15 protein-coding genes are annotated in these 13397 nt (G+C 35.4%); 3 read left to right on the top strand and 12 right to left on the bottom strand.

Going from position 1 to position 13397, the window contains the following annotated elements:
• Positions 1-25: 25 nt before the first annotated feature.
• The gene (gene fbp, locus DZ858_RS04555; RefSeq protein WP_117158341.1) at positions 26-1036 is read right to left on the bottom strand and encodes a class 1 fructose-bisphosphatase; all 1011 of its coding nucleotides are present in this window, start codon (positions 1034-1036) and stop codon (positions 26-28) included.
• 79 nt (positions 1037-1115) lie between these two features.
• On the opposite strand from fbp, the gene DZ858_RS04560 reads away from it, so the two are divergent.
• The 3 genes from DZ858_RS04560 to DZ858_RS04570 all read left to right on the top strand — a co-directional run bounded on the left by DZ858_RS04560 (position 1116) and on the right by DZ858_RS04570 (position 4737).
• On the top strand, positions 1116-1598 hold the full coding sequence (locus tag DZ858_RS04560; RefSeq protein WP_117158342.1) for a GNAT family N-acetyltransferase: 483 nt from the start codon (positions 1116-1118) through the stop codon (positions 1596-1598).
• Positions 1599-2855, top strand: a complete 1257-nt coding sequence (locus DZ858_RS04565) for an aspartate kinase (protein WP_117158343.1) — start codon at positions 1599-1601, stop codon at positions 2853-2855.
• Positions 2856-2919: 64 nt separating this feature from the next.
• Positions 2920-4737 carry a GNAT family N-acyltransferase gene (locus tag DZ858_RS04570; RefSeq protein ID WP_117158344.1) on the top strand — a complete coding sequence of 606 codons (1818 nt, stop codon included), beginning with the start codon at positions 2920-2922 and terminating at the stop codon, positions 4735-4737.
• 1 nt (position 4738) lies between these two features.
• Here the strand turns inward: DZ858_RS04570 and DZ858_RS04575 are convergent, their stop codons facing one another.
• The 11 genes from DZ858_RS04575 to rsmA all read right to left on the bottom strand — a co-directional run bounded on the left by DZ858_RS04575 (position 4739) and on the right by rsmA (position 13224).
• Positions 4739-5506: a DUF1206 domain-containing protein gene (locus tag DZ858_RS04575; RefSeq protein ID WP_117158345.1), complete on the bottom strand. Its 768-nt coding sequence runs from the start codon at positions 5504-5506 to the stop codon at positions 4739-4741.
• 58 nt (positions 5507-5564) lie between these two features.
• A complete protein-coding gene (locus DZ858_RS04580) occupies positions 5565-6281 on the bottom strand; it encodes a flavodoxin family protein (RefSeq protein ID WP_117158346.1) in 717 nt (238 codons plus the stop codon).
• A gap of 94 nt (positions 6282-6375) precedes the next feature.
• The gene (locus DZ858_RS04585) at positions 6376-6783 is read right to left on the bottom strand and encodes a response regulator (protein ID WP_117158347.1); all 408 of its coding nucleotides are present in this window, start codon (positions 6781-6783) and stop codon (positions 6376-6378) included.
• On the bottom strand, positions 6770-8272 hold the full coding sequence (locus DZ858_RS04590; RefSeq protein ID WP_117158348.1) for a PAS domain-containing sensor histidine kinase: 1503 nt from the start codon (positions 8270-8272) through the stop codon (positions 6770-6772). The genes DZ858_RS04585 and DZ858_RS04590 overlap by 14 nt, the downstream gene beginning before the upstream one ends.
• Positions 8273-8548: 276 nt before the next feature.
• Positions 8549-8947, bottom strand: a complete 399-nt coding sequence (locus tag DZ858_RS04595) for a TM2 domain-containing protein (RefSeq protein ID WP_117158349.1) — start codon at positions 8945-8947, stop codon at positions 8549-8551.
• A 46-nt stretch (positions 8948-8993) separates the two neighbouring features.
• A complete protein-coding gene (locus DZ858_RS04600) occupies positions 8994-9383 on the bottom strand; it encodes a VOC family protein (RefSeq protein ID WP_117158350.1) in 390 nt (129 codons plus the stop codon).
• Positions 9380-10330 carry a 2-hydroxyacid dehydrogenase gene (locus DZ858_RS04605; RefSeq protein WP_117158351.1) on the bottom strand — a complete coding sequence of 317 codons (951 nt, stop codon included), beginning with the start codon at positions 10328-10330 and terminating at the stop codon, positions 9380-9382. Before DZ858_RS04605 ends, DZ858_RS04600 begins: the two co-directional genes overlap by 4 nt.
• Positions 10331-10333: 3 nt before the next feature.
• On the bottom strand, positions 10334-10699 hold the full coding sequence (locus tag DZ858_RS04610) for a cupin domain-containing protein (protein ID WP_117158352.1): 366 nt from the start codon (positions 10697-10699) through the stop codon (positions 10334-10336).
• An 11-nt stretch (positions 10700-10710) separates the two neighbouring features.
• Complete coding sequence (locus tag DZ858_RS04615) at positions 10711-11103, bottom strand: acyl-CoA thioesterase (protein ID WP_239990717.1); 393 nt, start codon at positions 11101-11103, stop codon at positions 10711-10713.
• The gene (mgtE, locus tag DZ858_RS04620) at positions 11100-12452 is read right to left on the bottom strand and encodes a magnesium transporter (protein WP_117158354.1); all 1353 of its coding nucleotides are present in this window, start codon (positions 12450-12452) and stop codon (positions 11100-11102) included. Before mgtE ends, DZ858_RS04615 begins: the two co-directional genes overlap by 4 nt.
• Positions 12433-13224, bottom strand: a complete 792-nt coding sequence (gene rsmA / locus DZ858_RS04625) for a 16S rRNA (adenine(1518)-N(6)/adenine(1519)-N(6))-dimethyltransferase RsmA (RefSeq protein WP_117158355.1) — start codon at positions 13222-13224, stop codon at positions 12433-12435. The genes mgtE and rsmA overlap by 20 nt, the downstream gene beginning before the upstream one ends.
• Positions 13225-13397: the final 173 nt, after the last annotated feature.

Genomic DNA, 13397 nt, shown 5'->3' on the forward strand with positions numbered 1-13397 from the left:
TTTTTTGATGTGAATGAAAGACAATTTATTTGTCCGCATTCCTCATAAACTCTTCAGCCTTGTTCATCATTTTTATGCTTCCGCAGAAAAAAGGAACGCGTTGATGTAGTTTAGTAGGTTGAATATCTAAAATACGAGTATAGCCATCACTGGCTTTTCCACCAGCTTGTTCGGTTAAATAAGCCATCGGGTTGCATTCATACAACAAGCGAAGTTTGCCTTCAGGGTTTTTTGAAGTACTTGGGTAAATGTAAATTCCACCTTTTATTAGATTTCTATGAAAATCTGAAACCATCGAACCAATATATCGTGCCGTATAAGGACGATCCTCCTCTTCTTTTTGGCAATATTTTATGTAATCCTTTACGCCTTGCGGAAATTGAATATAATTTCCTTCATTTACAGAATAGATGTTACCATCTTTTGGGAATTTCATATTTGGATGCGATAAATAATACGTTCCAATTGCTGGATTTAATGTAAAACCGTTAACACCATGGCCTGTAGAATATACAATCATCGTTGAGGTGCCATATACTATATAACCTGCTGCCACTTGGCGGTTACCAGGTTGTAAAAAGTCGTCTAAAGTAACAGGCGAACCAGAGGGAGTTACCCGTCTATAAATAGAAAAAATAGTCCCTACCGAAACATTTACGTCGATATTTGAAGAACCATCCAACGGATCAATCAACACCACATATTTATTGTCGTTTTTTTCGTTCCGACCTTGAATGTTGATAAAATCATCTTCTTCTTCACTGGCAATACCACAAACAATCTCTCTATTGGTTAAGGTATTAATAAAAGCTTCATTGGCATAAACATCCAATTTTTGCTGATCTTCACCTTGTATATTTTGGTCGCCAGCTGTACCTAGAATATCTACTAAACCCGCTTTGTTTACTTCGTGATTGACCACCTTTGCTGCTAAGCGAATGGAATTAATTAACCGCGATAATTCGCCCGAAGAATACTTAAATTCCTCTTGATTTTCAATAATAAACTCGCCTAACGTTTTGTTTTTGTTTGCCATTTTTATCTTAATAGGTGGATTTTAGTCGCAAATATCGATATTTTTGTCCAAAGCGTATTTTAATTAAACCAAAAATAAGATGGATTTCAACATTCGCAAAAGTACTAAAGAAGACATGCCTGCCGTATTGCACTTGATAAAGGAGCTAGCAGATTACGAAAAAATGGAACACGAAGTAGAAATAACTTCAGAAGACTTAGTGAAAGAAGGTTTTGGGGATGATCCATTGTTCGATTGTTTTATTGCTGAAAAGGAAGATGGCGAAGTAGTGGGAATGGCATTGGTTTATTTTCGATTTTCTACGTGGAAAGGTAAAACACTCCACTTAGAAGATTTAATGGTTAAAAAAGAATACCGTGGAGAAGGTTTGGGTATTGCTATCTATTCTGAAGTGATAAAATTTGGCGCTTCACACGGCGTAAAACGTATAGAATGGATTGTACTCGACTGGAATAAAAACGCTATTAAGTTTTATGAAGATACAGGAGCTTCGCTTCAAAAACAATGGTACACAGTACAAATGGATGAAGAAGGAATTAAAAACTTTGTTGAAAATTTATAGATGAAAGTATTTAAGTTTGGAGGGGCATCGGTTAAAGATGCTCAGGGAGTTCAAAATGTAACAACCGTACTTAAAAAAACCGGAGAAAAAGATTTAGTAGTTGTAGTTTCGGCAATGGGCAAAATGACCAATGCGTTGGAAGAAGTAGTTACCGCACACTTAGCAAAAAGTGATACGTTAAAAGACCATCTTTTAACTATTGAAACATATCATTACGATATTTTAAAAGAGTTATTCCCTAATCAGGAACACGTTATTTATAAAGCCATATCAGGCCTTCTTAATCAATTAAAAGGGTTTTTAGTCTCTTCAAAATCGAAAAATCACGCTTTTGTTTATGATCAAATAGTAAGCTACGGTGAGTTGATATCTACAACAATTGTTTCGACATATCTTTCTGAAGAAAACATTAAAAACACTTGGTTAGATGTTCGCGGCTGTATTAAAACCGACGCTAATTATCGTGATGCCAAAGTAGATTGGGAAGTGACACAAAAACGAATTATCGATAATGTGTCCCCTACCGGAATTACAGTGACACAAGGATTTTTAGGTGCTGAACACGAAAATAACTTCACAACTACACTAGGGCGGGAAGGGAGTGATTACACCGCAGCAATTTTTGCCTATTGCTTAAATGGCGAATCCGTTACTATCTGGAAAGATGTACCGGGTGTGTTAAATGCCGACCCGAGATATTTCAGTAAAACGCAGTTGTTGAATAAAATATCGTATCGTGAAGCGATTGAGCTTGCTTTTTACGGCGCTTCTGTAATTCACCCGAAAACCTTGCAGCCTTTACAACGAAAAGAGATTCCGTTGTATGTAAAATCATTTTATAATCCCCAAGATGAAGGGACTTGCGTAGGTAAAGGCGTCACCTTAGACCCTCAAACGTCTTGTTTTATTTTAAAAAATAACCAAGTACTTATTTCACTTTCATCGTTGGATTTCAGTTTTATGATGGAAGACAATATAGGCGATGTTTTTAAATGGTTACACGAGTATAAAATGAAGGTGGAATTAATTCAAAATTCGGCCATAAGTTTTTCGGTTTGCGTTGATAATAAGTACGATAAGTTAGATGAATTATTAGTGAAACTTCGCGAAAAGTTTAAAGTTAAATGGAATGAAGGGGTAACATTATACACCGTTAGGCATTCTGTTCCCTCTGAAATTAAAGCGTTGATCGAAAACAGAAACGTATTATTAAAACAAGAAAGTAGGGACACCGTTCAAATTATTGTTGAAAATTAGTTGAATTGCTTTCGCTATATTTGTGTAAGGTATAAACCATACTAGATTCAAAATTAAAAATTCTATGGGATTAGTGAATGCTAAAGAAGTGGCCAAAGCCATTAATGTCGATAACCTCGGCTTTTTGGGCACTTTTATGGGCTGGTCCTTAATGAAGGTACTGAACATTTCTACCCTCAACAAAATTTATGATCGTAACAAACACCTAAGCGATCTTGAATTTATAAATGCCCTTTTAGAAGAATTTGAAATTAATTTTGAAATCCCAGAAGAAGATTTAAAAAGAATTCCAAAAACAGGTCCTTTTATAACGATATCTAATCACCCATTGGGAGGTATAGACGGCATTCTTTTGCTGAAGTTGTTATTAGAGCATCGTCCCGACTTTAAAATTATTGCAAACTTTTTACTACATAGAATTGAACCGCTAAAACCATATGTGATGCCCGTAAATCCTTTTGAAGACAGAAAGGATGTGAAATCAAGTTTAATGGGCTTTAAACACGCTTTGGCTCATATAAAGGAAGGTCACCCCTTGGGCATATTTCCTGCTGGGGAAGTTTCAACGTATAGAGATGATAAGTTGGTAGTAGATAAGCCTTGGGAACCAGCCGCTATGAAATTGATAAAAAAGGCAGAGGTTCCAGTGGTTCCTATCTATTTTCATGCCAAGAATAGTAAGATGTTTTATAGAATGGCGAAGCTGAACGATACGTTACGGACAGCTAAATTACCTTCTGAATTACTAACCCAAAAAGAACGCGTTATTAAAGTGCGTATTGGGAACGCAATTTCAGTAAAAGATCAAACTGAGCTTGAATCGTTGGAAGACTTCACAAACTTTTTAAGAAGAAAAACGTATGTTCTTGCCAATCCATTTCAGAAGAAAAAATTACTGGATACCATTCCAAAATCTTTAAAAATACCAAAATTGCCCAAAAAAATTGCAGGACCTATTCCTTTAGAAGCCTTGGAGCCCGAAATTGAAAAGCTACGTAAAAATGATAAAAGGTTACTAATTAGTAAAAATTACGAGGTGTTTTTGGCTCAAGCCGAAACGATACCCAATATACTTCGTGAAATAGGGCGTTTACGAGAAATTACGTTCCGGGAAGTAGGAGAAGGAACCAATAATGCTGTCGATCTTGATAAATTTGATGCCTATTATCACCATATGTTTTTATGGGATAATGATGCCAAAAAGCTAGCTGGAGCCTACCGTATGGGCCTTGGCGAACAAATTTTTAAGCAATTTGGTATCGATGGTTTCTATTTACAAGATTTATTTAGGTTCGATCAAGAATTATATCCTATGATGAGTAAAAGCATCGAAATGGGACGCGCTTTTATCATTAAAGAATATCAGTTAAGACCGATGCCACTTTTCTTATTATGGAAAGGAATTGTACATACTACGCTTAGATTTCCAAACCATCGATATTTAATCGGTGGAGTAAGTATTAGTAATAAGTTTTCCGATTTCAGTAAAAGTTTAATGATTGAATTTATGAAATCAAACTACTACGATCCGTATGTGGCGCAATATATTAAACCTAAAAAGGAATATAAGGTAACGTTGAAAGATGCCGATAAAGACTTTATTTTTGATGAAAGTGAAGCCGATCTTAACAAATTTGATAAAATAATTGATGAAGTAGAACCAGGCGATTTGCGACTTCCCGTTTTGATAAAAAAATACATTAAGCAAAATGCAAAAGTAGTAGCTTTTAATGTAGACCCGCTGTTCAATAATGCGGTAGATGGTTTAATGTATATTCGAATAGCTGACTTACCTGAAAGTACCGTTAAACCCGTTATGGAAGAATTTCAAGAAGAGTTGGAAAAAAAGTATGCCAACGGAAAAACCAAAGAAGAAGAATAGATTAATCTACACTCAAACTACTGTATTTGGCTTTAATAAACATAAACACCCCGTAAGCAATTAAACCAAGAGCAATTATTCCCAGTACCAAAGATCCAAATTCATTTTGAAGAAAGTCAAAAGCTTGTGTTTTATCGACCTTTTCACCAGAAGTTGAAAAAGCGGCTCTGAACATTAAAAAAGCCATAATCCCTACAACAATACCACGGGCGGTAAAACCAATTTTTCCAGCATGTATAACCCCTTTTTTTGCTTTATGACCCAATCCAGACTCATCAACTTCTTCCCGGAATTTCCCAGAATAGGCTTGATAAAACTCATAAATCGATTTTCCTACTAATGCTAAACCAATTATAATTACAATTACTGTATAGTCAAATAATTTTATTAGAAAGCTACTGCTTCCACCTCCAGAGCTGTTACCTATTATTTGTTTAACCGCTGAAAAAGCTAAAAGACCATAAAAAGTACCACTTATAAAATAACTTACTCGCTTAACTATTGCCTTGAAATCTGTTCCTGCACCTTTTGGATCGGCAAATGCTTGATACCACCTCCAAAACACATAGCCAATAAGCCCAACAGCTGTAATTATGAGTAAAATTTTTCCAAAAACTTGTTGCGAAATAAAATCCAATGCATTGCTACTGCCAGATTTTTCTCCACCAAGTCCAAAAGCTCCCAAAGCGGTAAGGCCTCCAATTAAAAAATAGACTAATCCTTTAGTTGCAACTCCGAAACGGGCAAAGTTTTGTTTTTTGTTTCCCATCCATTGATTTTTACATTAGTAATGTACTTATAAAGAATAATATATGAAAGGAAAGAAATTAACGATACTCTGGATTTTCAAAATTCCATCGAGTGCCGTCATCCCAATCACCACGTGAGTTTCCATAAGCGGGATATCCTCCTTGGTCTTTTAGCATTTTAGCTAAATGTAAAAGATTATAGGTCATAAAAGTGGTGTTCCGATTGGTAAAACTGTTGTTTTTTGCATCACTTTCTTCGTCCATATAACTTGGGCCGGGGCCTGCTTCGCCAATCCAGCCACAATCAGCTTGAGGGGGAATACTATAGCCAACGTGTTGTAAGGAATATAAAATATTCATCGAGCAATGTTTTATACCGTCTTCATTACCGGTAATAATGCAACCACCTACTTTTCCATAAAAATAATACTGTCCTTTTTCATTCTGTTTGCTACTCATAGCATAGAGCCTTTCAATAAGTTTGGTGGCTTCGGAAGACTTTTCACCTAACCAAATTGGGGTGCCAATTATTAAAATATCGGCAGCATCCACTTTTTTCCAGAGTTCGGGCCACGCATCTTTTTTAGCACCGTGTTCGGTCATATCAAAATAAACGCCGGGAGCTACTTCATAATCTACAAAGCGGATAATTTCTACTGAAACCCCTTCGGCCTCCATAATATTTGCCGAAACATCTATTAAACCACGGGTGTGGCTCATTCTAGGAGATTGCTTTAGTGTGCAATTAATGTATAGTACTTTAAGATTGCTGAAATCTGGTTTTTTTGTAGCCATAGAAGTAGTTTTTTTGTTATACGTATGTCGAAGAGGCTATGAAAACCTTTCAAAACAAACGTATTAAAACTACTGAAAAGATATAAGAAAGAAACTATTCTGAAGTCAAATCTTCCATAATGAATTTAATTTTATCTTCAGAAATAGGTTTGATGACAAAGTTTTTAACTTGCGAATATTTTTGTGATTTTTTAAAATCTGCAGGATCTATGGAAGAGCTGACGATATAAATTATAACTTTTTTTGTGGTTTTTATTTTAATGAATTCATCTAAAAATTGCCATCCGTCCATAACTGGCATGTTCAAATCTAATAGAATTATATCAGGGAGGATCTCTTTAGAGTTTCCTACCATGATTGGGGTAAGATGGTTAAGGGCATCTTTTCCATTGTTAAAAATAAGAAAGCCATTGCAAAAATTAGATAGTTGCATCATTCGCTTAGCCCCAAAAACAAAAATGGGGTCGTCGTCAACTATGCAGGCTAGATCAATTTTTTTCATGTTGTAAATATATAATAAATGTAGTTCCCTTGTTTATTTTGCTTAAAACTTCAATTTTACCGCCGATGGCTTCAACCTGGTTTTTAGTAATAAAAAGGCCTAAACCCCTAGCATCTTTATGTTGATGAAAGGTTTTGTACATGCCAAATAGTTTTTCACCATACGTTTTTAGGTCGATGCCCAAACCGTTATCTTCAATTTTTACCTGTACAAATTCGTCCTTAATTTCTGTATTTATTGTTATTAAGGGAGTACGTTCTGGGCTTTTGTATTTTAAAGCATTTGTGAAGAAGTTTAAAAATATACTATCTAAATATGCGGGTATCCCTTTTATATTAATGTTTTTATCTGCGTTATTTTTAAAAGTGGCATTATTCTCCAGAATTTGAGGTTTTATACTGTCAATCGATTTTTCAATATAATGAGACAAACTTAATGTTGTTAAGTTTTCAGTTGTTTTGGTATTTACAACAGCAACTTCATTTAGATTTTCGATGGTTTCCTGTAAATGATCTACCGCAGTTTTCAGCATAGGGAAAAATTCATTTTCGGTAGATTCGGGCAGGTCCATTTCCATTAAATTGAGTAGCATCTCTAAGTTACCGGAATGGGAACGTAAATTATGCGAAACGATATGCGCAAAGTTAAGAAGCCGCATATTCTGGTCTTTGGTAACCTCGAGTAGCGATTTATTTTTTACTTCAGTCTTTTTTCGCTCTGTTATATTGTTTATTTGAGATACAAAATACTGTGGTTTTCCTTTGCTGTTTTTAACTAACGAAACCGACAACAACGCCCAAATTATGGAACCGTTTTTATGAAAATATCTTTTTTCAATTTTATAGCTATCCCTTTCATTAATGAGCATTTCTTGTAATAAAGACACATCAGAATATAAATCGTCAGGGTGAGTAATATCTTGGAAGGTCAATTTTAAAAATTCTTCACTTGTGTAGCCAATCATCTCGCATAGCGTGTCATTTACTTGAAGCCACGTACCGTCTAAGTCTACCAATGCCATGCCATTGGCGGCATATTCAAATATTTTTCTAAAACGCTCTTCGTTAAGGGCTAACTTTTTAGAGGCCTTTGTTTTTTCATGAATGTCTTGAAAAATCCCGTGTACTTTTACACAAGAATCATTTTTATCAAAAACCGCTGCGCCGATAGAACGCACCCATTTTTCTTTCCCTTTGGAAGTTATTATTTGAAATTCTCCATCAAATTTTTCACCAGTTTCTATACAGTTATTAAAGAGTTTGGTTATTCTTTCTCTATTTTCTCCTTCTTTATAAAAGTTTATACCTTCTTCAAGGATTGGCATGTAATCTGATTCAACTTCGTGAATTTCTTTTGTGACTTTACTCCAAAAAATCGTATTGTCTATAAGATCTACTTCCCAACTTCCAATTTTTGCAGCTTCCTGCATGAAACTGAATATTAGGTTGTCTTCATTTAATTGTAGGTTGTTTTGGGCATTGGCTTCCATTAGCTTACTAAATTGGGGAGTTAAAACTAAATTTTATAATATTAACGTGGTTAACAATTAGCTGTATATTATTGCAGTTTTTTAATGCTTTAAAAAAACGGCAAAGTACATTAAATATACGATTAAAGACCTAAAATAGTTTTAATGAAACCTTAAAGTGTAGAATTTTAACGTGTACAGGTTAGTACATGCTATCGAGAAAAGTAAGGATTACTTCATATTGAAATAAAATAAAAAGCTTTCAGTTGAAAAACTGAAAGCTTTTTTAAATAGATTTTAAAACCAAGGTTTTTGTCCAGCTTGGTACGTGTTGTAAAATTCTTCGTCGCTTTTGGTAAGGTAGATAATACCTTCAATAAGACCTACAATTCCTGTAGCCATTAAAATAAAGAATCCTACGCCTAAACAAGAGGTGGCGTATCCAATTAAGGTGGCTACAAGCAGTATAATACCTTCTTTATTATAGCCTAAAATGAATTTGTGGATACCTAAAGAGCCTAAAACAATAGCTAAAATACCTGCCATTAATTTTTTATTGTCGCCGTTATTGGTTGCTTGGTTCCAGCCTTCTTTAAATTCATTAGCCGAGTTTTTAGCTTCGTTTTCAAAGTTCTCGGCCGTATTGTCGGTGTTTTTTTTAGTGCTATCGTAGCCTTCGTTTTTATTTTCTTCCATGATTGTAGTTGGTTATTTTTTGTTTACTACGTAAAAGTATGAAAAATTAATCTAAGAAAGCACTATCAATAGGTTCCCAAAGTTCAACTTTATTTCCTTCAGGGTCAAGGATCCATCCAAATTTTCCATAATCATATTCTTCCATTTCACCTACAATAGTTACGCCTTCCTCTTTAAGCACTTTTAACAATTCAACTAAGTTTTCAACCCGGAAATTCATCATAAATTCTTTTTCACTGGGTTTAAAGTATTCTGTTTTTTCATCAAAAGGACTCCATTGAGTTGAGCATTTGTTGCCTTCTTCGTCTTTCCACCAAAACGTACAGCCGTATTCATCGGTGTTTAATCCTAAATGTTCGTTGTACCAGTTTTTTACGGTTTTTGGGTTTTTGGTTTTAAAGAAAAATCCACCTAGACCTGTGACTCTTTTTTTCATTTTGTTAGTTCTTTAAATTTATCTAATATCTTTTCTACAATCGTTTCTGCTAATTTTATTCTACTCTCCACTGTCCAACCAGCAATGTGCGGGCTTAGCAATACGTTTTCAAGCTGCAATAACTGCTGAAGCGGTTGTGGCATATCTTTATCAGCGAAAAGCGATTCAAAAGATAATTTTTCATATTCAAGCACATCAAGGCCTGCGCCTAAAATTTTTCCATTTTCTAAGGCTGAAACCAAATCGGAAGTTACGACGCTTTTCCCTCTTGCAGTATTAATAAACCAAAACGGTTTGCTGAAGTTGTTTATAAAATCTGCATCAATCATTTTATCGGTCAAAGGTGTCCAAGGGGTGTGAAGGCTTAAAACATCTGCCATTTCTTGAAGTGTCTTAAGCGAAACTTGGGTAGCATGTTTATCACCAACATCGTCCTTAATATCGTAACACAGCACGGTACAGTCAAAACCTTGTAGTTTTTTGGCAAACGCTTTGCCCATATTTCCGTAGCCAATAAGCCCAACCGTTTTACCGTCTAATTCGGTGCCTCGGTTTGCTTCACGGTTCCATTGTCCGTTTTTTACTTCTGTATTGGCTTTGTTTAAATTGTTAAATAATGACAATAGCATTCCTAAGGCGTGTTCTCCAACGGCATTTCTATTGCCTTCGGGTGCTGCGATTAAATGAATGTTTTTGCTTTCGGCGTAGTCAATATCGATACTTTCTAGTCCGGCGCCAACACGAGCGATAAATTTCAGGTTTTTGGCAGCATCGATAAATTGTTTGTCAATTTTAAAGCGACTTCTAATAACAATACCATTATACTTTCTAATATCTTTTTCAATTTCTTCTTTTGAAGACGTATAATCTTCTTCATTATTAAAACCAGCTTCTGCTAGGCGCTCCAATAAAAGCGGATGGTTGTTATCTAAGTGAAGAATTTTCATAGTTTAGATTTTTGGATAGTCAGAAACTGTTTTTTTATCGATTACGTTTCCTGTGTGGTTTGTGACCAGTTTTTCAAATAGCAGTACGTGTACTTCTTCGTTATTTTGAGTTTTTGGGCAATGTTCCACACCTTTAGGAACAACAATTAGTTCACCTTCTTTTACAATTTCAACGGTATCCCGAAAATGCATTTCGAGGGTTCCTTTTTGAACGAAAAATAGCTCGTCTTCCTCTTCGTGTTTGTGCCATACAAATTCATCTTTTAGTTTGGCGAGTAGCACTTGCATATCGTCCACAACAGCTATTTGATGCGGGTGCCAGTGTTTGCTAAATGATTTGAGTTTTTCCTGAAGGTTTATTGTCTTCAATTTGTTTCAGTTTATAGAAACAAATTACGAATTTCTTCTGTAATACGTGTAGGCTTTTGGCTTTTCAGTTCAACAAAACACCAAAGGGTTTTAGCAGTGACCATTACTTTATCGTCACTTTTTCTGAAAATCTTGTAGTGTCGCTCACTTTTTACGCCTTCGGCAGAAGTTACCCAAGTTTCAATTTGTAATTCTTCACCTTCAAAAGATGGGTTTTTATATTCAATAAAGTGGTTTAAAACAACCCAAAAGTAGGTGTTGTGTGTTTCTTTAGGAGCTTTTGAAAACCAATGCTTTTCAGCAATATCAAGGCACCATTCTAAATAGGTGATATTATTAACGTGACCATTAACATCGATAGCCGATTTTGGTACTTGAAACGTATATGAGAAAACCGAGTTCAAAATCCTAAAATTAATTTAGCAATAGTAAAGTAAATCAAGATACCCAAAATATCGTTGCTGGTAGTAATAAAGGGACCTGTTGCCATAGCGGGATCTATACCGCGTTTATCTAAAATAATAGGGACAAAAGTTCCTATTAAAGAGGCGCTTATAATTACGGAAATTAAAGAAATGGCAATAGTAAGACCAAATTTAAAATCGAGACCCATGATAAAAATCCCTCCGGCGATTAATAGCAAGGAAAGCACAAAACCATTAAATAGACTCAAAACAACTTCTTTTAACAATCGTTTTAAAAGGGAATCTTTTAGGCTGTTGTTTGCCAAGCCTTGCATAACAATAGCAGACGATTGTACACCAACATTACCAGCCATCGCCGCAATAAGCGGAACGAAAAAGAAAAGCGCAGCGTGTTTTGCCATCGCATCGGAAAAAGTGCCCAAAACGGTAACACTTATAAAACCACCTGCCAACGCTAAAATTAGCCAAGGCAAACGAGCTCGGATGATTTTCCGCATGCCGTCATCGGCTTCAACATCTTCAGAAATACCGGCTGCCATTTGGTAATCGCGCTCGGCTTCTTCTTTTATAAAATCTACAATATCATCAATGGTAATTCTACCTACTAATATGCCATTGTCATCGACTACTGGGATAGCTTCCAGGTCGTATTTTTGCATAATACGAGCTACTTCTTCATTTTCAGTATGGACAGTTACATAGTCAACTTTCGGAATAAAAATATCACTTATATGCGCTTTTTCACCAGCGGTCAATAAATCTTTTAATGAAAGTCTTCCAGTTAATTTTCCTTGTTTGTTTACAACGTAAATAGAGTGAACGCGGGTAACATTTTTGGCTTGTCGGCGCATTTCACGAACACATCCGGCTACCGTCCAAGTTTCTTTTACTCGTACTAACTCTTTAGCCATTAGAGCTCCGGCGGTGTCTTCTTCATACTTGAGCAGTTCCACAATATCGGCAACGTGCTCCGTATCTTCAATTTCTTTAATTACTTGTTTTTGGATATCTTCATCCAATTCGCCCATGACATCCACCGCGTCATCGGTGTCCATTTCTTCAAGTTCGGCGGCAATTTCTTTAGGGGAAAGACGGTCTAATATTTTTTCTCGAATATCCTCATCTAGCTCGATTAAAGCTTCGGAAGTGATATCACTTTCAAGCAATTTTATAAGATACGTGGCATCGTCAGAGTCTAATTCCTCTAAAATTTCGGCGACATCAGCAAAGTGAAACTCTTGCAATAATTCACGCAGCGCACTACCATCTCTAGTGGTAATGAGTTGTTCAACTTGCTCAAGAAATTCATTAGTGAGTTGAAATTGCATCGTTTTCTATCTTTTGGGTGAGCGAAATAAATTGAGATACCGAAAGTTGTTCCGGACGCTTGCCAAATATACTATCTTCTTTTAGCTTATTGGAAAGATTAAAGGTTTTTAAACTGTTCCTTAACGTTTTCCTGCGTTGCTGAAACCCTGTTTTAACCACTCTATAAAATAATTTTTCATTACAAGGCAGTGAGAAATCTTTTTTCCGCTTTAACCGAAGTACACCGCTATCTACTTTTGGAGGTGGGTTAAAAACACTAGGCTTTACCGTAAAAAGATATTCGGCATCGTAGAAAGCTTGCGTAAGCACTGAAAGTATTCCGTAGGTTTTATTACCTTCTTTCTCACAAATTCGTTGAGCAACTTCTTTTTGAAACATTCCTGTAAACTCTGGAATTTGCGCTCTATTTTCTAATGCTTTGAAGACAATTTGTGTTGAAATATTATACGGAAAGTTGCCTGTTATAGCGAAAGGCTCATCCCCAAAGAAATCACTTAATTCTGTTTTCAGAAAATCCCCTTCTAAAATTTGAAGGTTTTCATTGGGATAATTTGCTTCGAGAAATGTAATGGAATCGCTATCCAAATCCATTGCAACTACTTGAATATCCTTTTTAATCAGATATTTTGTGAGCACACCCATTCCAGGACCAATTTCTAACACATTTTTATAGCCTTGCAGGGTGAGTGTATCCCCAATTTTTTCAGCAATATTCTCGTCGTGGAGAAAATGCTGACCCAAATGTTTTTTTGCTCGAACTTGTTTGCTCATACTAATTAATGTAATTGGCTAAATATACTGTTATTGAATAAGAAATGGATAGCATTCTACAATTAAAAAAACACCTTAAAATGGTGCTATTTGCGTAGTTGAACGAAAAAAACATCATTTAAACAAAAACTGATAAAGAATGTTTTAGCATAAATTATTTTGACAGTATATTG

It is taken from the genome of Marixanthomonas ophiurae, from assembly GCF_003413745.1.
In the GTDB taxonomy this organism is placed as follows: domain Bacteria; phylum Bacteroidota; class Bacteroidia; order Flavobacteriales; family Flavobacteriaceae; genus Marixanthomonas; species Marixanthomonas ophiurae.